Origin of the sequence: Nocardioides sp. AE5, from assembly GCF_031844485.1 — a bacterium.
In the GTDB taxonomy this organism is placed as follows: domain Bacteria; phylum Actinomycetota; class Actinomycetes; order Propionibacteriales; family Nocardioidaceae; genus Nocardioides.
Map to the genome: position 1 here is coordinate 33442 of NZ_JAUZVI010000001.1, position 26947 is coordinate 60388.

The following is a 26947-nucleotide window of genomic DNA, read 5'->3' on the forward strand; positions in this document are numbered from 1 at the left end:
ACCTGATGTCGATGACCGCCGAGAACGCGGCCTGGTTCGCGGGCACGTTCACCAGGCTGACCGACAACGTCGCCACGGCCCTGCTCGGCAAGCAGGACGTGATCCGCCTGGCACTGGTCGCGATGCTCGCCGAGGGCCACCTGCTGCTCGAGGACGCCCCTGGCGCCGGCAAGACCGCCCTGGCCCGGGCGTTGTCGGCGACCGTGCAGGGCACCAACAGCCGGATCCAGTTCACCCCGGACCTGCTGCCCTCCGACATCACCGGCGTCACCATGTATGACCAGGCGAAGGGGACCTGGGAGTTCCACAAGGGTCCCGTCTTCGCCTCCATCGTGCTCGCCGACGAGATCAACCGGGCCTCCCCGAAGACCCAGTCGGCGCTGCTCGAGGTGATGGAGGAGTCCCGCGTCACCGTGGACGGTGTCCGCCACGAGGTGGGGCGCCCGTTCATGGTGATCGCCACCCAGAACCCGGTGGAACAGGCCGGGACCTACAAGCTCCCCGAGGCCCAGCTCGACCGCTTCCTGATCAAGACCTCCGTGGGCCATCCGGACCGCGCCGCAGCCCTGGAGATCCTTGCCGGGTCGGCCAACCCCGACCGGACCCGCGACCTGCCGGCGGTGATCGCCGCGGACGCGGTGGCCCAGATGATCGACCTGGTCCGGGACAACCACGTCGACGGCTCCGTGCTGGAGTATGTCCAGTCGCTCACGGAGGGAACCCGTGCCGACGCCGAGACTGCGCTCGGGGTCTCCACCCGCGGCTCGATCGCGCTGGTCCGTGCGGCCCGGGTCCTGGCCGCGGCCCAGGGGCGCAACTTCGTCACTCCCGACGACGTGAAGGCGCTGGCCGGCCCGGTCTGGGCGCACCGGCTCGTGCTCTCCCCGGAGGCGGAGTTCGTGGGCACCACCCCCGAGGCGGTCATCGCCCGCGTCGTCGCCACCACCCCCGCACCGCAGCAGCGGGGCTCCGGCGCCTGATGCGGGAACGGCTCAACGAGTGGATCTCACCGGTCGGCTGGGTCGCGATCGGCGGCGTGGCCGTTGCGGTGGTGCTCGGCTGGCCCCGCGGGTGGACCGAGCTCCGGGTGATCGGCGTTGCCTGCGGTGTGCTCCTGGTCTTCTCGGCGCTCTGGCTGCTCGGGCGCACGGCGTACGACGTCCGCTTCGACCTGCACCGCCAGCGCGTGGTGGCCGGGGAGTCGGCCAGTGGGCGGGTGGTGATCGCCAACCGCGGTCGCCGTGCCCTCTTCGGCACCCGGATCGAGCTCAACGTCGGCCGCGGCCGCGCCCACTTCATGCTGCCCGCGCTCGCTGCCGACGAGGTGCACGAGCAGCTCTTCGACATCCCGACCCGGCGCCGTGGCGTGATCACCATCGGCCCGGTCGCCTCGGTCCGCACCGACCCGGTGGGCCTGCTGCGCCGGACGCGTCGCTGGACCGGATCGATCGACCTGCACGTCCACCCGCGCACGGTGGGGCTGTCCCACGACAGCACCGGCTTCATCCGCGACGTCGAGGGCGTCACCACCCAGGAGCTCTCCTCCAGCGACGTCTCCTTCCATGCACTGCGTGAATACCAGCCCGGGGACGACCGGCGCGCCATCCACTGGCGCACCACGGCGCGGGTGGGACGCCTGATGGTCCGCCAGTTCGAGGAGACCCGGCGCGCCCACCTGCTGGTGATCGTGCCGACCCACCTCGACGACCACGCCAGTGCCGACGAACTGGAGCTGGTCATCTCGGTGGCCGGGTCGCTGGCCCGCCACGCCTTCTCGCTCGAGCGCCAGGTCACCCTGGTCACGTCCGGCGGCATGCTGGAGGCCCGGACGGCACCGATGATGCTGGACCGGTTGGCCGAGCTGGAGCCGGCCGCGGTGCGGGTGCCGTTGCCCGAGCTGGCTGCGCGGGCCGCCTCGGTGGTCCCCCAGGCCTCGGTCGCGGCGATCCTGGCTGGCGCCGGCGCCCAGGCCGTGGACCTGCGTCGGGCACACCGGGCGTTGCCGGTCTCGATCTCGACGTTCGCGGTGCGCTGCGCGGCGGGCCACGAACTGGCACACCGCCGCATCGGTGACCTGACGGCACTCGACGTGCCCGACCTCGCCTCGCTGCCCAAGGCATTGCGAGGGCTGCGATGAGCAGCACGCGGTCCGCCACCGGCACCGTGGGGGCAACCCGTCGCGTCGGCATCTGGGGCTCCCCGACGGTACGCCGTGGTGTCGTCGACCTGCTTGCCCTGGGGGTGCTGCTGGGCCTGGGTGTCCTGGCGCACGGTCCCGTCTTCGGCGGCAGCCGCGGCTACGTCGCGGCCGGTGTGGGCGTCCTGGCCGGGGCAGTGATCGCGGTGCTGGGCAGGTGGCGCGGCTGGAGTCGGCTGGGCACCCTGCTGGCGGTGATGATCGGCTACCTGCTCCTGGGCGGGCCCGTCGTGCTCTCCTCGACGACGTACCTGGGCGTCCTGCCCACGCTGGAGACGCTGCAGCGACTCACCCTGCTGTCGTGGCAGGGATGGCGTGACCTGCTCACCGTGGCGCTTCCGGCCGGCCAGTTCGAGGGCCCTGCGGTGGTGCCGCTGCTGGCCGGCCTCCTCGCCTCGGTCCTGGCCTGCAGCGCCGCGCTGCGGCTGCGGCGCCTGGCCTGGGTGGTGGCCTGGTCGTTGCTCCCCACCGTTGCCCTGATGGTGATCGGGATCCTGTGGGGCACCCACACGGCTCCGGCCGCTGCGGTGCAGGGCGCCTGCTTCGCCGTGGTGGCCCTGGCCTGGGTGGCCTGGCGCTCGCGGATCGGGAGCTCCACCACCCACGCGATCTTCGACCGGTCGACAGGCGGTCGACGGGTGGCGTCGCGCTCGCGCCAGGTGGGCAGTGCGGCGCTGGCCCTGGCCGTGACGGCCGGCCTGGCCGCGGTGGCGGTCCCGCTCCTCGCCCCGCACCCGGACCGGATGGTGCTGCGTGATCTGGTGGTGCCGCCACTCGACCTCTCCTCCCACCCCAGTCCGTTGACGCTCTTCAGGGAACTCTCGGCCAACCTGGAGGAGGAGACCCTCTTCACGGTGACCGGGCTGCCCGAAGGCGCCCGGATCCGGTTGGCCGCGATGGACCTCTATGACGGCAACGTCTATCGGGTCACCGAGGAGTCGGCGGCCTTCCGGACGACCGGCGGCACCATCCTGCCCGGGGAGTTCTCCGACCCGGGGGCGACGGTGCGCCGGCTCCACTTCGAGATCGATCGGTACGCCGGGATCTGGATGCCCGGCGGCGGCGACCTGCGCCGGGTCGAGTTCACCGCCGGCCTGCCCAACGAGCCCCGGTCCGGTCTTCACTACAACGCCGCCACCGGCACCGTGCTCGCCACCGCCGGCCTGCGCGAGGGCACGGCGTACGACGTGGAGGTGGCACTGGTCCCCACCTACTCGCCCGAGGCGCGCGAGCAACTGCCCGTTTCGGCCGAGCCGGATCCTGCCTGGCGGCTTCCGCGCAGCCCGGTGCGGGTGGAGTCGGTCGGCAACAAGCTGCCCGACTTCATCGAGGGCGCGGCGACGCCGCTGGAGCAGTTGCGCGCCATCGAGGAGACGTTCACCAACGACGGCTTCTTCGCCAACGGCACCGACGAGGCCCATCCGTCGTACCCGGGACACACCATCGCCCGCATCGACCAACTCCTGGACGACCAGGGCCGACAGATGATCGGGGACGACGAGCAGTACGCCGTCGCGTTCGCGCTGATGGCCAGGGCGCTGGACCTGCCCGCCCGGGTGGTGATGGGCTTCTATCCCGAGCCGGGCAGCGGCTCCGGGGCGAGCGTGGCGATCACGGGTGGCGACACCCATGTCTGGGTCGAGGTCGCCTTCGAGGACCTGGGTTGGGTGCAGTTCGACCCGACCCCGCCCGAGGACCAGAAGCCGGAAGTGACCACGCCGAAGCCGAACCCGCGCAACGAGCCACAGATGTTGCCCCCGCCCGAGGTGCCCGAGGAGCGGGAGCCGACCGAGCCGCCCCAGACCGACTCCGACGTGGACCAGCCGCGCGAGCAGGGCGTGCTGGCCTCAGTGGTGAAGTATGTCCTGGTCGGCGTCGGGGTGCTGCTGTTGCTGGTGGGCCCGTTCGCCCTGGTGCTGTTGCTCAAGGCGCGGCGTCGCAAGCGGCGGCGCAACGCTGAGCGGGTCGCCGACCGGATCAGCGGTGGTTGGTCCGAGATCATCGACCTGGCCACTGACGTCGGGATCACCGTCGATGCCCAGGCAACGCGGAGCGAGGCAGCAATGCTGATGGGGGACCGGATCCCGACCAGTTCGGGCGTGCCGATGGCACACCGGGTGGATGGTCACGTCTTCGGCCCCGGCGAGCCGACCGAGGCGGATGCGGAGTCGGTGTGGAGCGCCGTGGACGGTCTGCGCGTGGAGTTCCGCGAATCCGTCGGCAGGTGGGCCCGGATCAGGGCAAGATTCTCCACGAGGTCGCTGCGTCGCGGTCTGCGGGAAGGGAGAAGCCATCGTGGAACCTGATCCGAACGATCCGCCGGCCTCGCCGTGGGGTGCGATGAATGTCGACTGGGCCCCTGTGCAACCCGTCCCGGTGCAACCCACCCCGGCGCCATCGGGGGTGCTCGAACTCGATCAGGGCACCCGGCTGCCGCTGGATCGCTGGTGGGTCCTGGGGCGCTCCCCGGTGGCGCCGCCGGAGCGCACGGATGCGACGCCGTTCGCCGTACCCGATGCGATGAAGTCCCTGTCGAAGACCCACCTGGCCGTCGGACCTGCACCGGGTGGTGCCATGGTGGTCGACGTGCATTCGGTCAACGGGGTCCGGATCCGCCGCCCGAGCGGTGGGATGGTCGTCCTGGTCCCGGGCGTCCCGGCGACGGCCGAGTGGGGCAGCACGGTGGAGTACGGTCTCCGGACGCTGGTGGTGAGGGCGCCATGATCAGGTTCGAAGTGGCGCACGGCGCGTCGAGTGACCCCGGCGCGGTCCGCGAGGAGAACCAGGACGCGTGGCTGAGTGACCCACCGGTCTTCGTGGTGGCCGACGGGATGGGCGGGCACAGTTCGGGCCGGGTTGCCGCCGATCTGGTCACGCAGGCCTGTGCCGAGACGGACTGGGGACCGTGGGCGTCGTCAGGTGCCGTGGTGGCAGCATCGCAACGCGCCTTCGACCTGGTCGGACAGTTCGCGGCCAAGGGCCCTGGCGCGCCCGGCTCGACCATGGTGGGCGTTGGTCTGGCCGACCATGGCGAGCGGCCGTCCTGGCTGGTCTTCAACGTCGGTGACTCGCGCTGCTACCTGCTCCGTGGGGAGACCCTGGCGCAGGTGAGCGTCGACCATTCCGAGGAGCAGCAGTTGCTCGACCAGGGGATGGCCCGTGAGGACGTCCGGCAGCGCTCCCGCCCCCACGTGATCACCCGCGCTGTCGGTGCCGGCTTGCGGCGGGCCCCGGAGGTGGACCAGTGGCTGGTGCCGGCCCAGCCGGAGGACCGGATTCTGCTCTGCTCCGACGGGTTGTACGGCGAATTGAGTGACCCGCTGATCACCGCCCTGCTGATGGCCTATCCCGATCCGGCCGAGGCTGCCGCCGAACTGGTCGGTGCGGCGGTGCGCTGCGGTGGTCGGGACAACGTGACGGCGCTGGTCGTGGACGCAGTCGTGGTGGCCGGGCCGGGGATGTCGTCCGGTGATCCGGTCGATGACACCGTGGAGGGCGACGACCTCTCCGGGGACACGCTGCCCCGCCGGGATCCGGTGATCCGATGACCGACGTCGACGTGCAGATCGAGATGCGGTGGGCGACCGGTCGTCACCACGGACTCGCCTGGTCGTCCGGGGTGGCCCTGCTGGACGCCGGGGTGGACCTGGCCGTGGTCAACAAACTCTGGGAACGCCTGGACGAGCCCGGGCGGGCCACGCTGGAGGTGGGGGACTTCCTCAACGTGCTCGCCGAGTGCGTCGGTGCTGGACTGCTCGGGCTCCCGCCCTTCGCCGTCATCGTGATGGGAGCACAGGGAGCCCACTGTGCTGTGCGCGGGGACGGCACGATCACGGTCGAGGCCGATCCGGGGTCCGTGACCGTCTCCGGGGTCGGGGTCACCACCTGGTCCGAGCGCCAGGTCCCCGGGGCACGTCGGGCCGTGCTGGCCACGCCCGAGGCGGATCCGGGTGCGGTTGCCACCACCGGTCGGCTGCTCCGCTCCGGAGTGGTCCCGGCCTCGGGCATGAGCCTCGCCATGCGTGCAGGTACGCCGGCCCCGACGCCCGCTGCGGATGTCCCCGCCCCGGCACGCGGGCGCCTCAGCCCCGACTTCATCACGTCCGTGCCGCGGGGCTCCTCCGCGGCGCCCGTCCGTCCCGTGCGTCCTGCTCCGCCGCGCAAGGGGGACCATGACGGCGAGACCATCGCCCAGGTGCCCCCGGCCGCCTCCACGCCGCGTCCCCCGACACCGCCCGCGTCGACGCCCCCCGCTCCGACAGCGGCGGGCGACGTACTCGCGGTGGTCTGCGCCTCGGGCCACGCCAACCCGCCGCAGCGGGTCGCCTGTCGCGTCTGCGGGGCCGACCTGGACCAGGCGCCGCGGCGGGTCCCGCAGCCGAGCCTCGGCCGGGTGGTGTCCAGCACCGGCGAGTCGCTCGAGTTGACCGGGCCGGTGATCGTCGGCCGGGCGCCGCGAGCGGCCCGCTTCACCGGGGCCCAGGCGCCGCGACTGCTCACCCTGCCGCATGCGCATGTCTCGGCCAGCCATCTGGCCCTGCGGGTCGAGGGGTGGAGCGTCCTGGTCCGTGACCTCGGCTCCACCAACGGGACCTTCCTGCGCCGGCACGAGCAGCCGCCGTTCCGGCTCTCCGACCAGCCCCAACTGCTGGTCCCCGGTGATGTCGTCGACCTGGGCCACGGGGCCCAGCTCTTCTTCGAGGAGCTGCCGTGAGTCGCCCGATCGGCCCCCCTCCGCAGTTGCCCGGTTTCGAGTTCGTCGAACTCCTCGGCAGCGGCGGCTTCGCCGACGTCTACAAGTACCGCCAGCTCGGGCTGGGCCGCCAGGTCGCGGTGAAGGTGCTGCTCACCGACATCGACACCGACGTCCGCGCCGCCTTCGAGGCCGAGTCCACCGTGATGGCCCAGCTCTCGAACCACCCCTCGATCGTCAGCATCTACCAGGCCGGGGTCACTCCGGACGGACGGCCGTTCCTGGTGATGGAGCACTGCCCGCCACCACACCTCGCGATCCGGGTCCGCAGTCAACCACTTGCGGTGCCGAAGGCGCTGGAGGTGCTGATCCAGTTGTGTGGTGCGGTGGAGACGGCACACCGCCTGGGCATCCTGCACCGCGACATCAAGCCCGCGAACATCCTCTTCAGCGAGTTCGGCCGGCCGGCCCTGACCGACTTCGGCATCTCGGTCACCACCGCCCACGCCCAGCAGGGCGGGGGGATCGGGGTCTCGGTGCCCTGGGCGCCCCCCGAGCAACTGACCACGGGCGCCCCGATGGGACCATCCAGCGACGTCTACGCCCTCGGTGCCACCCTGTGGGCGACGCTGGTCGGCCGCTCTCCCTTCCACCTGCCCGGAGGCGCCAACGACTCGGTGTCGATGGCCGCGCGGGTGCGCGGCATGCCCGCCCCGCCCACCGGGAGGCACGACGTACCGGAGTCGCTGGAGCGCACCCTGCGCACCGCGTTGGCGAAGTCACCGCATGAACGCTTCGACTCCGCGCTCGCCCTGGCCCGCGCGTTGCAGGCGATCCAGGCCGAACTCCACCAGCCGGTGACCACGATCGACGTGCTCGACGAGCAGGTGGTCGACACGGCACCCGGCGAGGAGGTCGGTGGCACCCGGGTGAGCGGGTTCGTCTCGGTGGACCCGGAGGCCCCGCCGACCACGGGAACGCGCGGGAGTACGCCGTACCCGGGGGTGCGCGGCGAGCCCACGCCGACGGTGATCGCGGGACCGCGGGCCGCCGGCTCCGTCGCCGCGCCTCCCGCGCCTCCCGCGCCGCCCGAGGCGCCGCCCGAGGCGAAGGCCAGGCGGTGGCCGGTGCTGCTCGGCGTGGCGGTCCTGGCGCTCGCCGTGGCAGGAGTGGCCGTGTGGCTGGGCAACCGCGCCCCGGACGGCACCGAGGTGCCCGGGAGGTCCGCGCCCACGACGGCGCCGGCGGACCCCATTGCACCGAAGGGACCGATGAGCCCGAGCGAGGTGGAGGTGGAGTGGGGGCCGCAAGCGCTCGTGGTCGCCTGGCAGAACCCGGATCCACAGCCGGGAGACACCTTCGAGGTCTTCCTGCAGGCGGACCCGGCATCGGTGGTGATGACCCCGGGCGAGGGGGTCACCACGGGAGAGACGCGGCTCGAGGTGGCCAGCAACGGAGAGCGGTGCGTGACGGTGCGGACCGTGCGCGGCAACCAGCGCTCGCAACCCGTGCTCAAGTGCGACCTGGGGTGAGGAAGCTTGCGTAGTGCGGTGATCATCTAGGCTGGCGCCGACACCACGACGTACCGGATGAGGAGCCCCTGCGATGCCCATCGCCACCCCCGAGGTCTACGCCGAGATGCTGGACACGGCCAAGGCCAACGCCTTCGCCTTCCCGGCCATCAACGTCTCGTCCTCGCAGACGCTGAACGCTGCGCTGCAGGGCTTCGCCGAGGCCGAGTCGGACGGGATCATCCAGGTCTCCACCGGTGGTGCCGAATATCTCTCCGGCCCGAACGTGAAGGACATGGTGACGGGCTCGGTGGCCTTCGCCGCGTACGCCGCCGAGGTGGCGAAGAACTATCCGGTCAACATCGCACTGCACACCGACCACTGCCCCAAGGACAAACTGGACGGGTTCGTGCGACCGCTGCTGGCGATCTCCGCCGAGCGTGTCGCGCGTGGTGAGGCGCCGCTCTTCCAGTCGCACATGTGGGACGGCTCCGCGGTGCCGCTGGCCGAGAACCTGCAGATCGCCGAGGAACTGCTCGTGGCCTGTGCCGCGGCACAGATCGTGCTCGAGGTCGAGATCGGTGTGGTCGGCGGGGAGGAGGACGGGGTCGCCAACGAGATCAACGACCAGCTCTACACGACGCCTGAGGACGCACTGGCCACCGTCGCGGCCCTGGGCGTGGGGGAGAAGGGGCGCTATCTGACGGCGCTGACCTTCGGCAACGTGCACGGTGTCTACAAGCCCGGCAACGTGAAGCTGCGCCCGGAGATCCTGCGCACCGCCCAGGATGCGGTGGTGGCACAACTCGGCCTGGAACCCGGATCCAAGCCGTTCTCGCTGGTCTTCCACGGCGGCTCCGGATCCTCGGAGGAGGAGATCGCGGCCGCCGTCGATCACGGCGTGGTCAAGATGAACGTGGACACCGACACCCAGTACGCGTTCACCCGTCCGGCCGCGGCCCACATGTTCGCCAACTACGACGGCGTGCTCAAGGTCGACGGCGAGGTCGGCAACAAGAAGGCCTACGACCCGCGGGCCTGGGGCAAGGCCGCCGAGGCCGGCATGGCTGCCCGGATCGTCGAGGCATGCCAGAACCTGCGCTCGGCGGGCCGCAAGCTCTGAGCTGACCGGTCAGAGGACGCCGAGTTCGATGTCGAGCCGGTGGCACAGGGTGCCGATCTGACCACTGATCCCGGCACCGACCCAGAGGCTGAACTCGCGGTCGGACTGGGGCTCCTCGGGCATCCACTCGGCCAGCCATGCGGTCGTGGCCGTGGCCGCCCGGGGCTGGTCATCCATCGGCAACCAGGCCACGGTGACCCGCGGCGGACACGGCAGCGTGGTCCAGGCAGCCTCAGGGGCCTCGACATAGACCTGGCCGTAGATGTCGTCGGGCAGCATGAGCAGGACCTGCCTGATCGCAGGGAGGTCGGTTGCGGTCCCTGCGATCAGGACCTGGTCGATGCTGGACTTGCGTGGACGGCGCCTCATGCCCCCGAGTATAGGTAAGGCAAACCTCACTGAGAAGGGGGCTGTTCCGTCTGCCGGGACGATCAGCTGGCGACGTGCGCCTGGAGCAGCCAGCGGTCCTTGGTCAGCCCCTGCTCGATCGCGATCGCGATGTCCTGGCTGGACAGGTCGACCTCGTCCAGGCCGGTGATGGCGGCGCGGACGGTGGCCAGGGCCGCGTCCAGCTGGGCCACGGCGTGCTCGACGGTCGCTTCCCAGCCGAGGAAGCCGGCCGGCAACTCGGGGAGGGTCGCCTTGGCGGCGACGGCCTGCAGACGGGAGTCGACGGGCAGGCCGAGGGCGATCACGCGCTCCGCGGCGGTGTCGGCGAAGTCCTGGGCGTGGGCGACCACGTCATCCAGCAGCGTGTGGACCCCGGCGAAGCTGCCGCCCCGCACGTGCCAGTGCAACTGCTTGCCGTTGACGACCAGGGCCTCGAGGTCAAGGACCATCGGGGTGAGGAACTGCGCAGCGCCGGCGGCGACGTCGGCGGGCAGGGTCTGGGTGTCGTATGCCGGGGTGGTCTGGGTCATCGAGAAGGTCCTTCCTCGGATCTGTCGGGGAGTGGCCCTCTTGGGGCCATGACTCCAACCATGCGCCACCGGGAGCGGCTCCGCAACGAAGATGAGCCTCCCCTCAGCGGCCCGATCACTCCCGGGAATGCGTGGGTTTCGCGAAGAAGAGGACGGCCGCCAGGCCCACCAGCAGCACGGCCGGGGGCAGCAGCATGGCGTCTGCCATCGCTGCACTGAACGGTGCATGGACGAACTCGGGCAGGGCCTCCCCTACGGCGGCCTCCGGGGACGCGGAGACCCCGGGCAGGTGTTCGGCCAGGCGCGCATCCATGAGGACGGCGATGGCGGCCGATCCCAGCACGGCACCGACCTGGCGGGTCGCGTTGTAGACCCCGGCTCCGGCCCCCGCCAGGTGGAGGGGAAGGTTGCGCGTCGCGGTCGCGGTCAGTGGCGCCCAGACCGCGGCGCTGCCGGTGCCGAGCAGGGCCATCGGTCCGACGAAGTCCCAGGCCGAGGCCCCGGGCTCCATCACCTGCGAGGTCCACCACAGTGCCCCAGCAGCGGCCAGGAAACCGAGCGCAGTGAGGTTGCGCGGGTGCACCTGGTCGATCAACTTGCCGATCGGTGGGGCCAGCACGATGCTCATCACCGCCATCGGCACCAGCAGCATGGCGGCCTCGACCGGTGACATCCCCAGCACCAGTTGTGCATAGAGCATGAACGGGAAGCCGATCGCGGTGATCGCGAACGACATCGTCGAGATCGCTAGGTTGGAGACGGAGAAGTTGCGGTCGCCGAAGAGGCGCAGCGGGACGAGCGGCTCGCGCTTGTTGATCGCCTGCCAGCCGATGAAGACCGCGAGCACCACGAGCCCTGCGATGATCAGGCGCCAGACGGTGATCACGCCGGTGATCCGTCCCCAGTCGAACTGGTGGCCCTCCTGGATCCCGAAGACCAGGCAGAACATGCCCAGGCCGGAGAGCGCCACCCCGAGCCAGTCGAAGCGGTGCGGATGGGTCTCCAGGCCGGGCACCAACCGCATCGCCAGCACGAAGGCGAGGATCCCGAACGGGATGTTGACGAAGAAGACCCATTCCCAGCCCAGGGAGCCGACAAGGACACCGCCGAGGATCGGTCCGACCAGGGTGGCCACGCCGGCGGTGGCACCCCACAGGGACATGGCCTGCCCGCGGCGTGCGGCGGGGAAGATCCGGGTGATGATCGCCATCGTCTGCGGCGCCATCATGGCGGCGCCGAGGCCCTGGACGGTGCGGGCCGCGATCAGGTTCTCCACGGTCCCGGTGAGCCCGCACCACAATGAGGCGAGGGTGAAGACCGTCAATCCGGTCAGGTAGAGGCGCTTCGGGCCGAACCGGTCGCCGAGCCGGCCGGTGATCAGCACGGGCACGGCGTACGCAAGCAGGTAGGCGCTGGTCACCCAGACCACCGAGTTCACGTCGGCGTCGAGCTCGCGCATGATGTCCGGCGTCGCAACGGTGACGATCGTCATGTCGACGAGGATCATGAAGAAGCCCAGGCAGAGTGCGAAGAGTGCGGGCCACGGGTTGGTGCCGGCACCCTCGGGAGCCTGCGCCCCGGCCGGCTTCGCTCCCTGGTTGGTGTCAGTGTCAGTCACAACCGACAAGTGAACACCCTTGCAGGAGCAAACCGTCCATCGCACTTGCTTTCCGCATTGGAAAGTGATTGACTTTCCGATATGGAAAACAACGATCGCAACCAAGCAAGGGAAGCGCTCGATGCCATCGCGTCGACGCGCTCCGACGTCGCCGCGCGACTCGTGACGCCGTGGTTCTACCACCCGGTCCTCGGCCTTTCGCTGGCCGTGCTGGTCCTGGTCCACGGGTTCGGCGGCTCCACCATGATGAAGGCCTGGACCAGTTGCGGATGCGTCTTGGTCGCTCTCGGGATGATCACCTGGTACACCCGTCGTACTGGCCTGGCCATCACCGGGACGGGCGGGCCGCGCAGCCGCCGGGCCTTCGCCTGGTGCTGCGTGGTGATGGCAGCACCCCTCGTCTACGTGGTCGTGCTCGAGCCCTCGAAGCCGTTCGTCGTGGCGCTCGCCGTGATCACCGTGGTCGGGACCACCATCTTCGGCCGCCGCTACGACGAGGCCTACCGGGCCGACCTGCGGGAGGGAGCACAGTGAGCGAGGCGGGCCCGCGCTTCGACGAGATCATCCATGCGCCGAACAGGCTCCAGATCTGCGCCCTCCTGGCCACCGTCGCCCGTGCCGAGTTCAGCACCATCCGCGACTCCCTGCAGGTGGCCGACTCGGTCGCCAGCAAGCACCTCAAGGTGCTCGCCGACGCCGGCTACGTGAAGCTCGACAAGCCGACCGGCGAGGGGAGGGTGCGGACCTGGGCCAGCCTGACCAAGGAGGGGCGAGTGGCCTTCGCCGGCCACGTCGCCGAGCTCCAGCGCCTGGCCTCCAGCCTCGGTTGAGGCCGCTGGCAGCGCCGGAACGCTGTCCGGGATTGTGCGGGGTCGCGCCGGAGCGCTGACTTCGACCCCACTTCCTCCCTACTGTGGATCGCAGGCAGGGCGCCCGGGGTGTCGCACAGGGGACGGCACTCCGCGCCCGCCCGCATGGCCCGCATGACAGGCTTGGCCCATGAGCCACATCGACCTGATGGCGGGACCCCCGCCCACCCACCTCCCCGTCGACCCCGCCACGGCCGAGCTCGAGGCGGGCGCCGCGCCGAGTGACGTCGTACGCCGTCACCCCGAGTCGCCGGCCGCCTGGGCCGCCCTGGCCGGCCAGGCACAGGAGCAGGGCGCCGACGACGTGACCGTCTATGCCTATGCCCGGGTCGGCTACCACCGCTCCCTGGACCTGCTGCGTCGCAACGGCTGGAAGGGCCACGGCCCGGTGCCGTGGGAGCACGAGCCGAACCGTGGCTTCCTCCGGGCGCTGGCGCTGCTCGCCTCGAGTGCGCAGGCGATCGGCGAGAGCGCCGAGTGGGAGCGGTGCTCGACCTTCCTGCGTGACTCCAGCCAGGCGGCGTACGACGAGCTGCTGGGCTGAGCGCGATGGTCGCCGCGGAGTTCGCACGGCTCAGGGCAGCGCTCGAGCGGGTGCTGCCCGAGCCGACCGCACCCTTCCGTCCGCCGGCCACCGCCGCCGACCTGGAGCGCCTCGCCGCCGCCCTGGGGCGACCGGTGCCGGACGACCTCGCTGCCCTGCTGTCGATCGCCGATGGCCAGGACGACCCGTCCTGGGACAACGGGCCGGTCAACTTCCACCACTTCCTCGGCGTCGACGAGATCATCCAGATGCACCAGATGCTCGACGAGGTGGCCGCTGAGTGGAGCGAGCCCGAGGAGCAGCCCTCGCACTACTCGAGCACCGGCTGGTCGTCGGGCTGGATCCCGTTCCTGGCCTTCCAGGGCGACTGCTTCGCCATCGACACCGATCCCGGCGAATTAGGGGTGGTCGGACAGGTGTTCGCCCGCCCGAACGTCCCCGACCTCGAGGAGCCGAAGGCTCCGTCGCTGGCGGCCTTCCTGCAGCGTGTGGTGGACCTGATCGACGAGGGCGCCTTCGAGGTCGAGCACAACTCGGTGGAGCTGGCCGACCTTTACTGAGTGGGGCACCATGGAGGTCATGAGCACGCCGACGATCGGCCCGAGCACACGGGAAGACCTCGACCGGATGCCCGACGACGGCAACCGGTACGAGTTGATCGAGGGTGAGATCGTGATGTCACCCTCTCCGCGGATGCGTCATCAGGTGATTGCCGCCAACCTGTTCACCCTGCTCAGGGAAGCCTGTCCGGAGAACCTGCTCGTCCTCTTCGCGCCCTTCGATGTCGCGCTGGAGGAACGCTCCGTGGTGGTGCCCGACCTGATCGTCTTCGATCAGACCGTCGCCGCGATCGCCGGCGAGGAGACCTGGACGGCGAGTGCGCCGTACCCGGTCACCGTCTCCCCGGCCGCGCTGGTCCGCTGAACCGCGGGCTCAGCCACCGAGCAGCGAACGCACCCGTTCCGCACCCAGCGCCACGATCAGGGTGGGCAGCCGCGGGCCCTTGTCCTTGTCCACCAGCAGGTTGTAGAGCAGCGTGAAGAACGCCTTCTGGTCCGCCTTCACCTCGTCGGTGGGGGCATCGTCGAGGGCGAGGCCGCGGGCCAGCTTGGGTACGCCGTAGACCACCGTGGTCACCTCGTCCAGCGCCAGCGGATCGGGCAGGTTGGCCAGCAACAACTCGAGCCATCGGGCCTCCTGCTCCCCGAGCGCGGCCAACCGTGCAGTGTCCGGCTCGGCGCGCACGATGGTCCGCTCGTCGGGGTCCACGTAGTCCGCGGTCCACTGCATCGCCCGGTCCAGCCGCGGCTGCAGGTCGTCGACCGAGTCGTGCGGGTTGCCGACGTCGCCGATCACCTTGCTGATCAGGTCGGCCGAGCCAGCGGTGACGTCGGCGACCGAGGCCAGGGTGCGGAACGGGACGACCACCTTCGGCGTCGGCAGGGTGCCGGCAGTGGTGGTCGAGGAGGCGCGCTCGAAGGCGAGCACCTGGGCGTCGCGCTTGGCGGGGTTGGCGGCCTTGCGGCCCAGCGCATCCCATTCGTCGTACAGCCGGACCACGTCGGGACCGAACTCCACGTTGAACGCCTGCTTGGGCTGGCGGCGTACGTAGAGCCAGCGCAGGATCGGCGCCTCGAGCACCTGCAGCGCGTCCGCCGCAGTGGGTACGCCGCCGCGCGAGGACGACATCTTCGCCATCCCGGCCACGCCCACGAACGAATAGCCGACGAACGACGGCGCCCGACCGCCATAGACGGCCTTCACCAGTTCCTTGCCCACGGTGTACGACGAACCGGGCGAGGCGTGGTCGACGCCGCCGGGCTCGAAGTTGACCCCCTCGAAGGCCCAGCGCATCGGCCAGTCGACCTTCCAGACCAGCTTCCCCTCGTCCTGGGTGGCCACGTTGGTGATGCCCTCGAACGAGCAGATCTGGCAGGTGTAGGCGAGGTCCGTGGTCGCGTCGTCGTACGCCGTGACCGTGGTCGTGTCGCGTCCGCAGTCGCGGCACCAGGGCTTGTACGGGAAGCGGGCCAGCAGGGTGTCCGCCCCGACGGGCAGGTCCTCGGCCTCGTCGTCGGCAGTCACCGAGTCCGCCAGCGCGGCGGCCTCCTGTTCGGACTCGGCCACCGGCGCGGCCTTGGTGCGGTACTTCGCCAGCACCTTCTCGATCAGCTCCCGGTTGCGCAGGGCGGTGAGGATCTGCTCGCGGTAGGTGCCGGCCTGATACATCGTGGTCTGGGAGATCTCGTCCATCTCCACGCCCATCTCGGCCAGCGCGGCCTGCAGCGGCGCCTTGAAGTGCTCGGCCCACGACGGGTGGCACTCCCACGGGTCCGGCACCGCCGAGAGAGGCCGGCCGATGTGTTCGCTCCAGGCCGGGTCGACACCTGCGGGCACCTTGCGGAAGCGGTCGTAGTCGTCCCACGAGTGCAGGTGGCGCACCTCCAGCCCCCGACCGCGCAACTCCTCGGCGACGAAGTGCACGGTGAGGAACTCACGCAGGTTGCCCAAGTGGATCGGTCCCGACGGGCTGGCTCCGGAGGCGAGGGTGATCCGGGTGGCGCCCTCGCCAGCATGGCGCACGGCGTCGTCGGCCGCGCGGGTCACCCAGTCGGTGGGGGTCTGCTGCTGTCCTCGTGCCATGGGGGCAACGCTATCGCGCTGCGAATCGGGTCAGCGGGCCAGTGGCTGGTAGAAGACCACGCCGTTGCCCTGGTCGTCATAGACCACGGCCCGGCGCTCGTGGGCATCGTCGTACGCCGCCTTCACGATCGCGCCGCCGGCCGACTCCACGGCAGCCGCGGCCCCGTCCACGTCGTCGGTCTTGACCCCGACGACGACCTTGCCGGGCAGCGGGTGGTCGAGCGAGGTGGCCAGGGCGATGGTCACCGAGCCGCCGTCGAGGGCCGCATAGTGCGTGCCGTCGCGGAACTTGAGGGTGAAGCCGAGGGTCTCGGTCCAGAACTTGATCGAGGCGTCCAGGTCATCGGTGGACAGCAGGACCTGTCGTACGTCGTGTGCCATGGCGGGCTCCCTTGTGAGAGGTCGGACCCCCACTGGCGCGGGATGTCCAACCTAGCCCGGACCGGTGCAGGCGCATGGCTCAGGGTGCCGGATGCTCCTGCTGGAGCCGGACCACGATCCGGTCCTCGTCGTCGGGGGCGGCCGGGTCATACCAGAGCACCGTCTCCTGGCCGTTCTCGATCGGGTCATCGGGCAGGATCAGGAGTCGCTTCCACACCTCGCGCTCGACGCCGTCGGCATCGGTGAACCCGAACCGGACAGGGGTGTTGACCTGGGTGCTCTCGCCGAATTCGGCATAGCCCCGGTCCAGCACCCGGGCGGGGGCCTCGGTGCCGGTGCGGATCAGGTCGTCGACCAGGTTCGCCTTGTCGCGTGCCCGGGAGCCGGACCAGGCCGCCAGGGCAAGGGCGAGCACGCCCAGCACCCCGACGATCACCCCGACCAGGTTGGCGCGGGCGTTCCCGGAGCCGAGGTTGCCGAGCAGCAGGGCCGCGGCGACGGGCACCAGGGCGAACGAGACGCCGTGCCACAGCGAGAGTGCCTTGCGTGGGTCCAGCATCAGCGCCCAGGCGATCAACCCGCAGACCAGGACGATGGTGGCCACGGCGACAACGCCCAGCGAGACCATCGCCGGTTCGGCCTTCTCCTCGGTGTTGGCCCAGTCGATCACCACCCAGCCGACCACGAACGCAGCGATTGCGGTGCTCACGGCTGCGCCGAGGCGCTTGCCGGTGTTGCCGATGACCTGATCGTTCGTGTTCACGCGGGCCATTGAATCAGGGCCCGACCAGCGGATCGGCAAAGGTCCACAGCAGGGCCTCGGTCGGGGAGGTCGCCACGAGGTCTGCGCCCTCGTCGCGGAACCGGGCCGCGTCGCCGCTGCCCAGGTCGCCGGCGCCGAGGCGGACCGCGCCGGTGGCGATGAAGAGGTGGGCGAACGGGGCTTGAGACACCGTAATCCGTTGCCCGGCGGCGAGGTGGGCGGCATACAGGGTGGCGCCGCGGGCACCGATCCGCACGGCGGCATCCGGATGCGCGCCCGAGGCGACCGGCAGCCAGGCGGGGCCCGGGGCGACCGCCGCCGCGTCGTACGCCGTGGGGCCGCCGGGCTCGTCGGGGAGCACCCATGCCTGGAGGAAGCGGGTCGGGCCGGAAGCAGCGTCGACGGTCTCGGAGTGGACCACGCCGGCGCCGGCGGACATCACCTGCACCCGGCCCGGTTCGATCACGCCGGAGTGGCCGCGCGAGTCGGCATGGACCAGCGCCCCGCGCAGCACCCAGGTGACGACCTCGAGGTTGCTGTGCGGGTGGTCGGGATAGCCGTGGCCCGGCTGGACGAGGTCGTCGTTGTGGCTGACCAGCAGCCCGAAGCGGAGGTTGTCCGGGTCGTAGTGGCTGCCGAAGGAGAGCGAGTGCCGGGTGCGCCGCCCTTCGGCGTCGGTGACGAAGCGGTCGCCGGATCGGTGGATCTCCACGAGCACCAGCCTAGGCATCTTGAAGGGGACGCATCAGTTTGCCATCATGATGTCATGCGCACCACACTGGCCATTGATGATGACGTCCTGGAAGAGGCCCGAGAGTTGGCCAGCGTCGAGGGCCGCTCGCTGGGGGCGGTGATCTCGGAACTCGCTCGGCGAGGGCTGGCGCCGACGCCGATCAGGATGGACGCCGATTTTCCCGTGTTCGACGTGGAGGTGGATGCGCCAGCGATCACCGGCAAGGACGTGGCACGAGCGCTGGACGACCAGTGACGGCGCTGCTCGACGTCAACGTGCTGATCGCGCTGGTGTGGCCCAACCACGTTGGCCATCAGGCAGCGCGCACCTGGTTCGCCGAGGCGTCGGCTGCGGGATGGGCCACCACCCCGATGACCGAGTCAGGGTTCGTGCGGGTCTCCAGCAATCGGCGGGCCCTGCCCCGGGCCACCACTCCGGCCATCGCGGTGGAGATGCTCGGGCGGCTGCGCTCCCTGCCCGGCCATGCATTCTGGCCAGACGGTGTCGAGTTGGTGACGGGGCGCAGCGAGGTGGTGCTGACGGGTCACCAGCAGGTGACGGATGCGCACCTGCTGGCCTTGTGCCGCGCGAACGGTGGTCAGTTCGTCACGTTCGACCGGGCTGTCTCCGCGTGGGGTGACGATGATGAGGTGGTGTTGCTCGCCCCCTGAGATCCGTCCTCCCTCAGAGGGCGGCGGCGGTCCGCGTGCCCTGCTCGATGGCGCGCTTCGCGTCCAGTTCCGCGGCGATGTCGGCGCCGCCGATCAGGTGCACGGGTGCGGGGTGCGCACTGAGCGCGTCGTACAGGCCGCGCACCGATTCCTGACCCGCGCAGAGCACGACGTGGTCCACGTCGAGTACCCGGGTGCTCACCCCGTCCTCGTCGGTCACGGTGATGTGCAGGCCCTCGTCGTCGACGCGGTCATAGGTGACGCCCGGGACCAGGTGCACGCCGGCGTCCTTGAGCACGGCACGGTGCGCCCAGCCCGACGTCTTGGCCAGCCCGCGGCCGATCGAGGTGGTCTTGCGCTGCAGCAGCCACACCTCGCGCGGCGACGTGCGGGGCTTCTTCTCCTTCAGCCCACCACGGTGCAGGGACGGGTCGCCGACGCCCCAGACCGCCATCCAGTCGTCCAGGTCCTGCCCGTGCCCATGGGTCAGGAAGTGGCTCACGTCGACGCCGATCCCGCCGGCGCCGATCACGGCGACCTTGCGGCCGACCTCGACCGAGCCGTCGAGAACCTGGTCATAGCGGACCACCTTGGCGTGGTCGACGCCCGGGAACGCCGGGATCCGCGGCACGACCCCGGTGGCCACGATGACCTCGTCGAAGCCGGTCAGGTCGTCGGGCCGGGCCTCGGTGCCCAGGCGTACGTCGACCCCGAGCACCTCGAGTCGGCGCGTGTAATAGCGCAGGGTGTGGGCGAAGTCTTCCTTGCCGGGCACCTGCATCGCGAGCCGGAACTGGCCGCCCAGCGCGTCGGACTTCTCGAAGAGGGTGACCGCCAGGCCGCGCTCGGCTGCCGAGACCGCGGCGGAGAGCCCGGCCGGCCCACCGCCGACCACGGCGACCGTCCTGGTCGACCGGGTCGGACCCAGCACCAGGGTGGTCTCTCGGCAGGCGCGCGGGTTCACCAGGCAGGAGGCGTGCTTGTTGGAGAAGACATGGTCCAGGCAGGCCTGGTTGCAGGCGATGCAGGTGTTGATCTCATCCGCGCGGCCGCTGGCGGCCTTGTTGACGATCTCCGGGTCGGCCAGGAACGGGCGCGCCATCGAGACCAGGTCCGCCTCGCCGGAGGCCAGGATCTCCTCGGCCAACTCGGGGGTGTTGATCCGGTTGGAGGCGCAGACCGGGATCGAGACCTCGGGCTTGAGGCGCGCGGTGTACTCGCGCCAGGCGCCGGGCGGGACCTGGGTGATGATCGTGGGCACCCGTGCCTCGTGCCAGCCGATGCCGGTGTTGAGCAGGTTGACCCCGGCCTCCTCGAGCATCCTGGCCAGTTCGACGGTCTCCTCCCAAGTCTGGCCACCCTCGACCAGGTCCAGGAGCGAGATCCGGTAGCCGATCATGAAGTCGTCGCCGACCAGGTCGCGGGCCCGCCGGACGATCTCGACCGGGAAGCGCATCCGCTTGGCGGCGCTGCCGCCCCACGCGTCGGTGCGGTCGTTGGTCCGCGCGGCCAGCATCTGGTTGATCAGGTAGCCCTCGGAGCCCATGATCTCGACGCCGTCATAGCCCGCCTTCTTCGCCAGGGCGATGGACCTCGCGAAGTCGGTGGCCGTCTTGTCGACACCTTTGGTGGACAGCGCGCTGGGCCGGAACGGGGTGATCGGCGACTTCTTGTTCGACGCCGAGACGCTGTACGGCGTGTAGCCGTAGCGCCCGGCATGCAGCACCTGGAGCGCGATCCTGCCATCGTGCTCGTGCACCGCGTCGGTGATCTGGCGGTGCCGGGCCGCGTGCAGTCGGGTGTAGAACTGCGAGGCAAGCGGCTTGAGCTGGCCCCGGAAGTTGGGGGAGTAGCCGCCGGTGATGATCAGCCCGGCGCCGCCCTTGGCCCGCTCGGCGAAGTACGCCGCGAGCTTCGGCGTGCTCCAGAAGAAGTCCTCCAGGCCGGTGTGCATCGAGCCCATCACGACCCGGTTGCGCAGGGTCAGCGGGCCGATGGTGATCGGGTCGAGCAGGTGCGGGAAGTCGGTCATCGTGGGTTCCTCCGGTGGGTGGCTGCGCATCAACGGTTGAGCTTTCGCGCATCAACGAGTGAGCGTTCGTGGGCCTGGATGTATTCGGTGAGCCAGTCGATCCAGAACTGCTCCATGCGTACGCCGCCGCGCAGCACGAGGTAGATGTCGAGGTCTTGGCCAGTCAGCGCATCCGGGTCCGGATAGTCGCGGTCCTGGAGGAACGCGTAGAGGTCCCGGCGCCGGGCGTGCTCGTCGAGCTTCTCGCGGGCCTGGTCCAGGAGCACGGTGCGGTCGCCGTACGAGGCGCCGCGGAACTTGACCATCATCTCGGAGCGGATCGGGTCGGGGTTGGTCGGCTCGGCCAGCCAGCGCTGCAGTTCCAGGCGGCCGGGCTCGGTGACGTCGTACACCTTCTTGTCGGGACGGCCCTGCTGGGCGACGACCTCGGAACGGACCCAGCCGTCGCGCTCCATCCGGCCGAGCACCCGGTAGATCTGCTGGTGGGTCGCGGTCCAGAAGTGGCCGATCGACTTGTCGAAGCGCCGGGTCAGCTCGAGGCCGGAGGCGGCCTGCTCGCTGAGCGAGACGAGCAGCGCATGTTCGAGGGCCATGCGGACATGGTGCCCTACCTATGCAACTCGTTGCAAGGCTTGCCCGGTGCTGCCTGGTGGGAACGCGCCTGTCGAATGTGACAGTGGATCTGTCACAATCGCGCACATGACTATCGACGGGACAATCCAGCTGGGACAGGGCACCGGACCGCTGCGTGGCATCAAGGTCGTGGAGATCGCCGGCATCGGTCCCAGCCCACATGCGTGCATGATCCTGGCCGACCTCGGCGCCGACGTGATCCGCATCGAGCGCCCCGGCGGCCAGATGCTCACCGGAGGTGGCACCGATCTGCTCAACCGCGGCCGGCCCAGCGTTGCGATGAACCTGAAGGATCCGGCCGCGGTGGCCACCGTGCTGGATCTGGTCGAGGGTGCCGACGTCCTCGTCGAGGGGATGCGCCCCGGCGTCACCGAGCGGATGGGCATCGGCCCCGAGGAGTGCCTGGCCCGCAACCCGAAGCTGGTCTATGCGCGGATGACCGGCTGGGGCCAGAGTGGCCCGTTCGCCCAGGTCGCCGGGCACGACATGAACTACATCGCCATCACCGGCACCCTGCACGGGCTGGGCCAGGACAAGGCCCGTCCGCACTTCCCGGCCAACCTGGTCGGCGACTTCGGTGGCGGTTCCACCTATCTGGTGATGGGCATCCTGGCTGCCCTGCTCGAGTCGCGGACCAGCGGCCAGGGCCAGGTCGTCGACGCCGCGATCGTCGACGGCACGGCCCACCTCAACGCGATGACGGCCGCCTTCGTTGCCGGTGGCGGCTTCCACGAGACCAGGGCCTCCAACCTGCTCGACGGCGGAGTGCCCTACTACGACATCTACGAGACCTCGGACGGCAAGCACATGTCGGTCGGCTCGCTGGAGCCGCAGTTCTACGAGGAGTTCGTGGACCTGCTCGGGATCCGGGAGAGCGCACCGGACCGCTTCGACCCGGCGAAGGCCGACGAACTGCGCCAGATCATCACCGAGAAGTTCGCCTCGCGCACCCAGGCCGAGTGGGTCGAGGTCTTCGAGGGCACCGACGCCTGCGTCGCCGGGATCATCCCGATGAGCGAGGCGTTCGAACACCCGCACATGAAGGCGCGTGAGGTCTTCGTCGAGCACGAGGGGATCACCCAGCCCGCCCCGGCACCGCGGTTCTCCCGCACCGAGGCAACCCTGGGGCTCCCGCCCGCACCGAAGGCGGGCGCACACACCCGCGAGGCGCTCGCGGCGTGGGGCGTGGGCAACGTCGACGAACTCCTCGAGTCCGGGGCGGCGGTCCAGGCCTGAACCGGTTCCGCTGAGATGGCAGTGAAGCTCCCTGACCAGAGCGACGATCCGGGGCTCGGGCTCCTCGAGGATCCGCCCGAGGTGGCCGCCGAGGACGGCTACGGCCGGTTGGTCCACGGCCTGCGCGGCTTCCTCGACGCGTTCGCCGCCGCCCGGCCCGACGACGAGGCGATCCGTGAACTCACCGAGGACCTGGCTGCCTGGCGCTCGCGCCTGCACGGGTACGCCGTCTCCGAGCGGGAGCAGCCCTACAGTCGGCGCCCGGAGCTTCCCGGCCGGGGGCAGGCGCTGGTGCCGCGGACCGTCTTCCAGATCATCGACGACGAACTGAGCGGGACGGTGACCTTCGGCCGCGCCTACCTCGGGGGCAACGGAGCCGTCCACGGTGGCGCAGTTCCGCTGCTTTTCGACGAACTTTTCGGCAAACTCTCCAACCACGGCGACCGCGGGTTCTCCCGCACGGCCGCGCTGCATGTCGACTTCCGCGCGATCACCCCGGTCGGCCGGGAACTCGACGTACGCCTGTGGATCGAGTCCATCGAGGGACGCAAGCGGATCATGCGCGGCACCCTCCACGACGGACCGACGCTCTGCGCCGAGGCGGAGACCTTGCTGCTGGAACTGCGCCCGGGACAGCCCTGACCGGCCGCCACGGCCGCGCGTTTGTCGAATAATCCGGAAATCCGTAATATCGGAGTATGAGTCCGGATGACCTTGCCCACCAGATGGCCGAGTTGCGCGAGCGCGTGACGCGCCTCGAAGCCGCCACGCCACCCCCTGCGACCCCCGGGCCCGACCCGTCGGACGCGGCGGAGACGGACACCTTCTGGGCGCTCGACGGCGTACGTGCCCGCCGCGCCGACCATCCCGCCACCGCCGAGGGCATCGTCCTCTTCGCCGGCTCCCTCGAACTCCCGGGCGGGGAGCAGATCGAATGGCAGCAGAGTGCCGCCACCGCCGACACGCTGGCGACCGATTGGTCCCCGGTGGCGGCGACCCTGGCTGCGCTCGGCCACCCGGTCCGCCTCGAACTGCTTCGCGCGATCCTCAACGGGACGCGCGCGACCGCTGATCTCGCGGAGTCCACCGGCAGCACCGGCCAGCTCCACCACCACCTCAAGCAACTCGTTACGGCGGGCTGGCTGGCCCAGCGCGGACGGGGAACCTACGAGGTGCCCCCGGCCCGCGTCGTACCCCTGCTCACCATCCTCACCGGAGGCACCCGGTGATCGACATCCTCCAGCGCCAGTCCATGCGGATCATCCTCGCCGGACTGGCCGTCTTCGTCGCGGTCGAGGTCGCCGACCGGTTCGTCGACCTGCCTGGATGGGTCCGGGCCATCGTGCTGGTCGCCGTGGTCGCGGTCCTGGTCGGCCTGGTCCTGGTTTTCGTCTTCCCCGGCAAGGACCACGACCGTGACCCGATCGTCGTCACCAGCCCGGTCCGCGGCCGCTGGCTGGCGTTGAACTCACCCGCCACCAAGGTGCCCAGCCACGGCGTCCGCGCCTATGGGCAGGCGTTCGCCATCGACCTGTGCCTCGAGCCGATCGACGGGCCACAGCGCCCTGCCTTCGGCACCGGCCCGGGCATGGCGCGGCCCGAGGACTTCCCTGCGTTCGGTGCGCCCGTGCACGCGATGATCGACGGGGTCGTGGTCAGGGTGGCCGACCGGCAGCGCGACCACCGCACCCGCAGCCGGATCTGGGCAGTGCTCTACATGATGGTCGAGGGAGCGCTCCGCGAGTTCCGCGGTGCCGACGGGGTGATCGGCAACCAGGTCGTCATCGACGGCGGGGACGGCGTCCACGCGCTCGTCGCCCACCTCCAGCAGGGATCGGCCACGGTCCGGGTCGGCGACCGGGTGCGGGCCGGCGACGTGATCGGCGCCTGCGGCAACTCCGGCAACAGCAGCGAGCCACACGTACACGCCCAGTTGATGGACCGGCCACGGCCGAACGGCGCCCGCGGCCTCCCGATGGCGTTCGCCCAGGTCGAGATCGGGGGTGACGTGCGCAACGGTCTCCCCGAGAACAGCCAGCACATGATCGGGTGACGCGCTTCGTCGGGGATGCCCTGTGGTGCCTGACGGGTTAGGTTGTCCCGCGAGACAGACCGCCGCAGATTGGGAGAAACCGTGCCGCAGCGCACCACCATCGACCCCGAAGCCGTCCTTCCGGCCGCCATCGGCACGATCCCGAGCGCCATCGCGCTGGCCACCGGCCACCCGCGGATCGCTGCCGGGCTGCTGGCCCTCCCGGCCGGCCTGATCGCCTTCTTCCGCGACCCGGCACGCCGGGTGGACACCACCCCGGTCGACGAGGACACCGTGCTGGCCCCGGCCGACGGCAAGGTGATGTACGCCGGCCCGGCGCAGCCGGAGGTGACGCCGCCGGCCGACCCGATCCAGGGCGAGTGGCAGCAGGTGAGCATCTTCCTCTCCGTCTTCGACGTGCACATCAACCGTGCCCCCTACGGCGGCACTGTGGAGAAGATCTCCTACCGGCCCGGCAAGTGGCTCGCGGCGTACAAGTTCGAGTCGGCCTTCGAGAACGAGCGCAGTGACATCGAGGTCGCCCGGGTGGTCCGCGGCGAGGTGCGACGCTATGTGTTCCGCCAGGTCGTCGGCCTGGTCGCTCGTCGGGTGGTCACCCGGGTCAGGGCCGGCGACGAGATCTCATCGGGGCAGCGGATCGGGCTGATGAAGTTCGGCTCGCGGATGGACATCTTCCTGCCGTACGACGTGGAGTTGACGGTCGCCGCTGGGGAGCGGACCGTTGCCGGCGAGAGCGTGATCGGACACTGGCGCTCGAGTGAGCCGGCCGTGGTCGGCGCCTGATGCCCCCGGGACATGTGCCGATCCGCAAGCGGGTCCTGGCCCGCTGGCGGCTCGAGTCACACTCGGGTGCCGAAGTCGTCTCGCTGCGACAACTCAGTGCGAAGGAGCAGCTTCGGGTCACCCTGCCCAGCCTCTTCACCACCGCCAACATGGCCTGTGGCTTCTCCTCGGTGCTGCTGGCGCTGGACGGGCGGGTTCAATTCGCCGCGATCCTGATCGCGGTGGCGATCATCATGGACATCGCCGATGGCGCGGTCGCCCGCCTGGTCGGCGCCACCTCGCCCTTCGGCGTACAACTGGACTCGCTGGCCGACCTGGTCTCCTTCGGCCTCGCGCCGGCCGCGCTGGTCTACATCTGGGTGCTGCCCGAATGGCCCTCGGTGGCCTGGGCGGCGGCGTTCCTGTGGCTGGCGTGTGCCGCCTTCCGGTTGGCCCGGTTCAACTTCACCATCGATCCGACCGACGACAAGCGCTATTTCATCGGGCTGCCCTCCCCGGCTGCCGCGGCCGTGGTGATGGCCACCGTGCTCGCCCTGGACAGCCCCGATGTGGCCGGGCCGGACCTGCGGGTCGGTCCGGCGATCCTGCTCCCGGCGCTGATCAGCCTGGTGCCAGCCTGGCTGATGGTGAGCACGGCGCGATTCCGCTCGTTCCGCAACCTGGTCTCACCGCGGACCCGGCAGGCTCGGGCGACCACGGGTGTGGTCGTGCTGGCGGTGGTCGCCGGTCTGGTCATCGCCCCGACCACGACGCTGCTGGTCTGCGCCTACGCCTATGTGCTCACCGCTCCGCTGGGCGTGCTCACCGCGCCGCTGCGGCGGGCCTGGTTCGGGGACGAGTCGGTGGCCCCTCCGCGGCAGCGCCAGCAGTCGGTCTTCCTGCCGTTGGCCGGGGACGACGACCACTCGGTCGAGGAGCACTGACGCGTCACAGACCCGCCTGGTCCACGCCGTGGGTCGCCTGCTCGCGGGTGTATCCCTCGAACACCAACTGGTCGATGAGTCCCTGGCGTGAGAATGGCATCATGTCGAGGTAGTTCTCGGCCGCCAGCGCTGCCTGCCGGTTCCAGTCCGGGGCGACGGCATCGACGGCGTACGTCGCGTCAGCGGTGTCATAACCCTCGAACGTGAGTTGGTCGATGAGGCCGCTGCGTGAGAAGGGCGCCAGGTCGAGGTAGTTTCTCGCGGCCCGGACGGCGTTGGCCTGGCTGATTGTCTCGGCGGGCTCCGTGGCCTCGGGCTCTGGGTCAGGTTCAGGTGCTGGATCGGATGTCGGGACTGTCGAGGTCGACGCAGCGGCGGCCTCTGGCGTGGAATCGGTCCGGGGCTTCGGTGTCACCTCGGAGGCCGGCTCGTCGATCTCGCAACCGGTCAGGGCCAGGGCCGCCAGGACACAGGCAGTGATGATCGTCCGCTTCATGGATGTCTCCTTGTCGTTCTGGGCCCGACTGAACCAGTCGGGATTGAGGAGAACGCTGGACCGATTCGAGTACTGTGCCAACGCATGTGGGCGATAAGGGGTCTTATCGGTGAATCCACTGACTT

Annotated in this window: 31 protein-coding genes; 21 read left to right on the plus strand and 10 right to left on the minus strand. The window is 70.5% G+C overall.

The window, feature by feature from the left end; genetic code table 11:
- Window positions 1-5: 5 nt before the first annotated feature.
- From Q9R27_RS00145 to fbaA, 8 genes are all read left to right on the plus strand, one after another.
- Window positions 6-980: a MoxR family ATPase gene (locus tag Q9R27_RS00145; protein ID WP_311250292.1), complete on the plus strand. Its 975-nt coding sequence runs from the start codon at window positions 6-8 to the stop codon at window positions 978-980.
- Complete coding sequence (locus Q9R27_RS00150; protein WP_311250293.1) at window positions 980-2137, plus strand: DUF58 domain-containing protein; 1158 nt, start codon at window positions 980-982, stop codon at window positions 2135-2137. The genes Q9R27_RS00145 and Q9R27_RS00150 overlap by 1 nt, the downstream gene beginning before the upstream one ends.
- Complete coding sequence (locus Q9R27_RS00155) at window positions 2134-4503, plus strand: transglutaminaseTgpA domain-containing protein (RefSeq protein ID WP_311250294.1); 2370 nt, start codon at window positions 2134-2136, stop codon at window positions 4501-4503. Before Q9R27_RS00150 ends, Q9R27_RS00155 begins: the two co-directional genes overlap by 4 nt.
- A complete protein-coding gene (locus tag Q9R27_RS00160; RefSeq protein WP_311250295.1) occupies window positions 4493-4921 on the plus strand; it encodes a hypothetical protein in 429 nt (142 codons plus the stop codon). The genes Q9R27_RS00155 and Q9R27_RS00160 overlap by 11 nt, the downstream gene beginning before the upstream one ends.
- Window positions 4918-5745 carry a protein phosphatase 2C domain-containing protein gene (locus tag Q9R27_RS00165; RefSeq protein ID WP_311250296.1) on the plus strand — a complete coding sequence of 276 codons (828 nt, stop codon included), beginning with the start codon at window positions 4918-4920 and terminating at the stop codon, window positions 5743-5745. Before Q9R27_RS00160 ends, Q9R27_RS00165 begins: the two co-directional genes overlap by 4 nt.
- Entirely contained in the window at window positions 5742-6911 is a 1170-nt protein-coding gene (locus Q9R27_RS00170; RefSeq protein ID WP_311250297.1) for an FHA domain-containing protein, read from the plus strand. Before Q9R27_RS00165 ends, Q9R27_RS00170 begins: the two co-directional genes overlap by 4 nt.
- The gene (locus Q9R27_RS00175; RefSeq protein WP_311250298.1) at window positions 6908-8422 is read left to right on the plus strand and encodes a serine/threonine-protein kinase; all 1515 of its coding nucleotides are present in this window, start codon (window positions 6908-6910) and stop codon (window positions 8420-8422) included. Before Q9R27_RS00170 ends, Q9R27_RS00175 begins: the two co-directional genes overlap by 4 nt.
- A gap of 73 nt (window positions 8423-8495) precedes the next feature.
- Window positions 8496-9524 carry a class II fructose-bisphosphate aldolase gene (gene fbaA / locus Q9R27_RS00180; protein WP_311250299.1) on the plus strand — a complete coding sequence of 343 codons (1029 nt, stop codon included), beginning with the start codon at window positions 8496-8498 and terminating at the stop codon, window positions 9522-9524.
- A gap of 9 nt (window positions 9525-9533) precedes the next feature.
- On the opposite strand, the gene Q9R27_RS00185 is transcribed toward fbaA, so the two are convergent.
- From Q9R27_RS00185 to Q9R27_RS00195, 3 genes are all read right to left on the minus strand, one after another.
- On the minus strand, window positions 9534-9893 hold the full coding sequence (locus tag Q9R27_RS00185; RefSeq protein ID WP_311250300.1) for an SIP domain-containing protein: 360 nt from the start codon (window positions 9891-9893) through the stop codon (window positions 9534-9536).
- Window positions 9894-9955: 62 nt separating this feature from the next.
- Window positions 9956-10444, minus strand: coding sequence for a DNA starvation/stationary phase protection protein (locus tag Q9R27_RS00190; protein WP_311250301.1), 489 nt, complete (start codon window positions 10442-10444; stop codon window positions 9956-9958).
- A gap of 115 nt (window positions 10445-10559) precedes the next feature.
- A complete protein-coding gene (locus tag Q9R27_RS00195) occupies window positions 10560-12062 on the minus strand; it encodes a DHA2 family efflux MFS transporter permease subunit (RefSeq protein WP_311250302.1) in 1503 nt (500 codons plus the stop codon).
- A gap of 81 nt (window positions 12063-12143) precedes the next feature.
- On the opposite strand from Q9R27_RS00195, the gene Q9R27_RS00200 reads away from it, so the two are divergent.
- The 5 genes from Q9R27_RS00200 to Q9R27_RS00220 all read left to right on the plus strand — a co-directional run bounded on the left by Q9R27_RS00200 (window position 12144) and on the right by Q9R27_RS00220 (window position 14399).
- Window positions 12144-12596 carry a hypothetical protein gene (locus tag Q9R27_RS00200; RefSeq protein ID WP_311250303.1) on the plus strand — a complete coding sequence of 151 codons (453 nt, stop codon included), beginning with the start codon at window positions 12144-12146 and terminating at the stop codon, window positions 12594-12596.
- On the plus strand, window positions 12593-12892 hold the full coding sequence (locus Q9R27_RS00205; RefSeq protein WP_311250304.1) for a transcriptional regulator: 300 nt from the start codon (window positions 12593-12595) through the stop codon (window positions 12890-12892). The genes Q9R27_RS00200 and Q9R27_RS00205 overlap by 4 nt, the downstream gene beginning before the upstream one ends.
- 169 nt (window positions 12893-13061) lie before the next feature.
- The gene (locus Q9R27_RS00210; protein ID WP_311250305.1) at window positions 13062-13475 is read left to right on the plus strand and encodes a DUF3151 domain-containing protein; all 414 of its coding nucleotides are present in this window, start codon (window positions 13062-13064) and stop codon (window positions 13473-13475) included.
- Window positions 13476-13480: 5 nt separating this feature from the next.
- A complete protein-coding gene (locus Q9R27_RS00215; RefSeq protein ID WP_311250306.1) occupies window positions 13481-14035 on the plus strand; it encodes an SMI1/KNR4 family protein in 555 nt (184 codons plus the stop codon).
- 19 nt (window positions 14036-14054) lie between these two features.
- Window positions 14055-14399 carry a Uma2 family endonuclease gene (locus Q9R27_RS00220; protein WP_311250307.1) on the plus strand — a complete coding sequence of 115 codons (345 nt, stop codon included), beginning with the start codon at window positions 14055-14057 and terminating at the stop codon, window positions 14397-14399.
- Window positions 14400-14408: 9 nt separating this feature from the next.
- Here the strand turns inward: Q9R27_RS00220 and lysS are convergent, their stop codons facing one another.
- From lysS to Q9R27_RS00240, 4 genes are all read right to left on the minus strand, one after another.
- Window positions 14409-16118 carry a lysine--tRNA ligase gene (gene lysS, locus Q9R27_RS00225; protein ID WP_311250308.1) on the minus strand — a complete coding sequence of 570 codons (1710 nt, stop codon included), beginning with the start codon at window positions 16116-16118 and terminating at the stop codon, window positions 14409-14411.
- A 30-nt stretch (window positions 16119-16148) separates the two neighbouring features.
- Window positions 16149-16499 carry a VOC family protein gene (locus Q9R27_RS00230; protein ID WP_311250309.1) on the minus strand — a complete coding sequence of 117 codons (351 nt, stop codon included), beginning with the start codon at window positions 16497-16499 and terminating at the stop codon, window positions 16149-16151.
- 79 nt (window positions 16500-16578) lie between these two features.
- A complete protein-coding gene (locus Q9R27_RS00235; RefSeq protein ID WP_311250310.1) occupies window positions 16579-17262 on the minus strand; it encodes a DUF3592 domain-containing protein in 684 nt (227 codons plus the stop codon).
- A gap of 13 nt (window positions 17263-17275) precedes the next feature.
- Window positions 17276-17974 (minus strand): pirin family protein, encoded by a 699-nt coding sequence (locus tag Q9R27_RS00240; protein WP_311250311.1) that lies wholly within the window; start codon window positions 17972-17974, stop codon window positions 17276-17278.
- Window positions 17975-18028: 54 nt separating this feature from the next.
- Here Q9R27_RS00240 and Q9R27_RS00245 point away from each other — a divergent pair, with 54 nt between their 5' ends.
- A complete protein-coding gene (locus Q9R27_RS00245; RefSeq protein WP_311250312.1) occupies window positions 18029-18250 on the plus strand; it encodes a type II toxin-antitoxin system VapB family antitoxin in 222 nt (73 codons plus the stop codon).
- Window positions 18247-18666: a TA system VapC family ribonuclease toxin gene (locus Q9R27_RS00250; RefSeq protein WP_311250313.1), complete on the plus strand. Its 420-nt coding sequence runs from the start codon at window positions 18247-18249 to the stop codon at window positions 18664-18666. Before Q9R27_RS00245 ends, Q9R27_RS00250 begins: the two co-directional genes overlap by 4 nt.
- Before the next feature lie 13 nt (window positions 18667-18679).
- Here Q9R27_RS00250 and Q9R27_RS00255 read toward each other — a convergent pair whose 3' ends face one another.
- On the minus strand, window positions 18680-20698 hold the full coding sequence (locus Q9R27_RS00255; RefSeq protein WP_311250314.1) for an NADPH-dependent 2,4-dienoyl-CoA reductase: 2019 nt from the start codon (window positions 20696-20698) through the stop codon (window positions 18680-18682).
- Window positions 20699-20727: 29 nt separating this feature from the next.
- Entirely contained in the window at window positions 20728-21291 is a 564-nt protein-coding gene (locus Q9R27_RS00260; RefSeq protein WP_311250315.1) for a PadR family transcriptional regulator, read from the minus strand.
- Between the two features lie 106 nt (window positions 21292-21397).
- Between Q9R27_RS00260 and Q9R27_RS00265 the strand changes: the two genes are divergently transcribed.
- The 6 genes from Q9R27_RS00265 to pssA all read left to right on the plus strand — a co-directional run bounded on the left by Q9R27_RS00265 (window position 21398) and on the right by pssA (window position 26326).
- Window positions 21398-22567: a CaiB/BaiF CoA-transferase family protein gene (locus tag Q9R27_RS00265; RefSeq protein WP_311250316.1), complete on the plus strand. Its 1170-nt coding sequence runs from the start codon at window positions 21398-21400 to the stop codon at window positions 22565-22567.
- Window positions 22568-22582: 15 nt separating this feature from the next.
- The gene (locus tag Q9R27_RS00270; RefSeq protein WP_311250317.1) at window positions 22583-23209 is read left to right on the plus strand and encodes a PaaI family thioesterase; all 627 of its coding nucleotides are present in this window, start codon (window positions 22583-22585) and stop codon (window positions 23207-23209) included.
- Window positions 23210-23265: 56 nt separating this feature from the next.
- Window positions 23266-23796, plus strand: coding sequence for a winged helix-turn-helix domain-containing protein (locus Q9R27_RS00275; protein WP_311250318.1), 531 nt, complete (start codon window positions 23266-23268; stop codon window positions 23794-23796).
- Entirely contained in the window at window positions 23793-24620 is an 828-nt protein-coding gene (locus tag Q9R27_RS00280) for a M23 family metallopeptidase (RefSeq protein WP_311250319.1), read from the plus strand. Before Q9R27_RS00275 ends, Q9R27_RS00280 begins: the two co-directional genes overlap by 4 nt.
- Before the next feature lie 81 nt (window positions 24621-24701).
- Window positions 24702-25403, plus strand: a complete 702-nt coding sequence (locus Q9R27_RS00285) for a phosphatidylserine decarboxylase (protein WP_311250320.1) — start codon at window positions 24702-24704, stop codon at window positions 25401-25403.
- Window positions 25403-26326 carry a CDP-diacylglycerol--serine O-phosphatidyltransferase gene (gene pssA, locus Q9R27_RS00290; protein WP_311250321.1) on the plus strand — a complete coding sequence of 308 codons (924 nt, stop codon included), beginning with the start codon at window positions 25403-25405 and terminating at the stop codon, window positions 26324-26326. Before Q9R27_RS00285 ends, pssA begins: the two co-directional genes overlap by 1 nt.
- 4 nt (window positions 26327-26330) lie before the next feature.
- Here pssA and Q9R27_RS00295 read toward each other — a convergent pair whose 3' ends face one another.
- The gene (locus Q9R27_RS00295) at window positions 26331-26822 is read right to left on the minus strand and encodes an Ltp family lipoprotein (RefSeq protein ID WP_311250322.1); all 492 of its coding nucleotides are present in this window, start codon (window positions 26820-26822) and stop codon (window positions 26331-26333) included.
- Between the last annotated feature and the right edge of the window lie 125 nt (window positions 26823-26947).

Bases quoted from the DNA above. Each gene is read 5' to 3' on its own strand.
- Q9R27_RS00245 (WP_311250312.1), top strand. From the start codon at position 18,029: ATGCGCACCACACTGGCCATTGATGATGACGTCCTGGAAGAGGCCCGA.
- Q9R27_RS00190 (WP_311250301.1), bottom strand. From the start codon at position 10,444: ATGACCCAGACCACCCCGGCATACGACACCCAGACCCTGCCCGCCGAC.
- fbaA (WP_311250299.1), top strand. From the start codon at position 8,496: ATGCCCATCGCCACCCCCGAGGTCTACGCCGAGATGCTGGACACGGCC.
- Q9R27_RS00145 (WP_311250292.1), top strand. From the start codon at position 6: ATGTCGATGACCGCCGAGAACGCGGCCTGGTTCGCGGGCACGTTCACC.
- Q9R27_RS00275 (WP_311250318.1), top strand. From the start codon at position 23,266: ATGAGTCCGGATGACCTTGCCCACCAGATGGCCGAGTTGCGCGAGCGC.
- Q9R27_RS00255 (WP_311250314.1), bottom strand. From the start codon at position 20,698: ATGACCGACTTCCCGCACCTGCTCGACCCGATCACCATCGGCCCGCTG.
- Q9R27_RS00220 (WP_311250307.1), top strand. From the start codon at position 14,055: ATGAGCACGCCGACGATCGGCCCGAGCACACGGGAAGACCTCGACCGG.
- Q9R27_RS00215 (WP_311250306.1), top strand. From the start codon at position 13,481: ATGGTCGCCGCGGAGTTCGCACGGCTCAGGGCAGCGCTCGAGCGGGTG.
- Q9R27_RS00150 (WP_311250293.1), top strand. From the start codon at position 980: ATGCGGGAACGGCTCAACGAGTGGATCTCACCGGTCGGCTGGGTCGCG.
- Q9R27_RS00185 (WP_311250300.1), bottom strand. From the start codon at position 9,893: ATGAGGCGCCGTCCACGCAAGTCCAGCATCGACCAGGTCCTGATCGCA.
- pssA (WP_311250321.1), top strand. From the start codon at position 25,403: ATGCCCCCGGGACATGTGCCGATCCGCAAGCGGGTCCTGGCCCGCTGG.
- Q9R27_RS00230 (WP_311250309.1), bottom strand. From the start codon at position 16,499: ATGGCACACGACGTACGACAGGTCCTGCTGTCCACCGATGACCTGGAC.
- Q9R27_RS00295 (WP_311250322.1), bottom strand. From the start codon at position 26,822: ATGAAGCGGACGATCATCACTGCCTGTGTCCTGGCGGCCCTGGCCCTG.
- Q9R27_RS00265 (WP_311250316.1), top strand. From the start codon at position 21,398: ATGACTATCGACGGGACAATCCAGCTGGGACAGGGCACCGGACCGCTG.
- Q9R27_RS00270 (WP_311250317.1), top strand. From the start codon at position 22,583: ATGGCAGTGAAGCTCCCTGACCAGAGCGACGATCCGGGGCTCGGGCTC.
- Q9R27_RS00260 (WP_311250315.1), bottom strand. From the start codon at position 21,291: ATGGCCCTCGAACATGCGCTGCTCGTCTCGCTCAGCGAGCAGGCCGCC.
- lysS (WP_311250308.1), bottom strand. From the start codon at position 16,118: ATGGCACGAGGACAGCAGCAGACCCCCACCGACTGGGTGACCCGCGCG.
- Q9R27_RS00210 (WP_311250305.1), top strand. From the start codon at position 13,062: ATGAGCCACATCGACCTGATGGCGGGACCCCCGCCCACCCACCTCCCC.
- Q9R27_RS00165 (WP_311250296.1), top strand. From the start codon at position 4,918: ATGATCAGGTTCGAAGTGGCGCACGGCGCGTCGAGTGACCCCGGCGCG.
- Q9R27_RS00200 (WP_311250303.1), top strand. From the start codon at position 12,144: ATGGAAAACAACGATCGCAACCAAGCAAGGGAAGCGCTCGATGCCATC.
- Q9R27_RS00170 (WP_311250297.1), top strand. From the start codon at position 5,742: ATGACCGACGTCGACGTGCAGATCGAGATGCGGTGGGCGACCGGTCGT.
- Q9R27_RS00155 (WP_311250294.1), top strand. From the start codon at position 2,134: ATGAGCAGCACGCGGTCCGCCACCGGCACCGTGGGGGCAACCCGTCGC.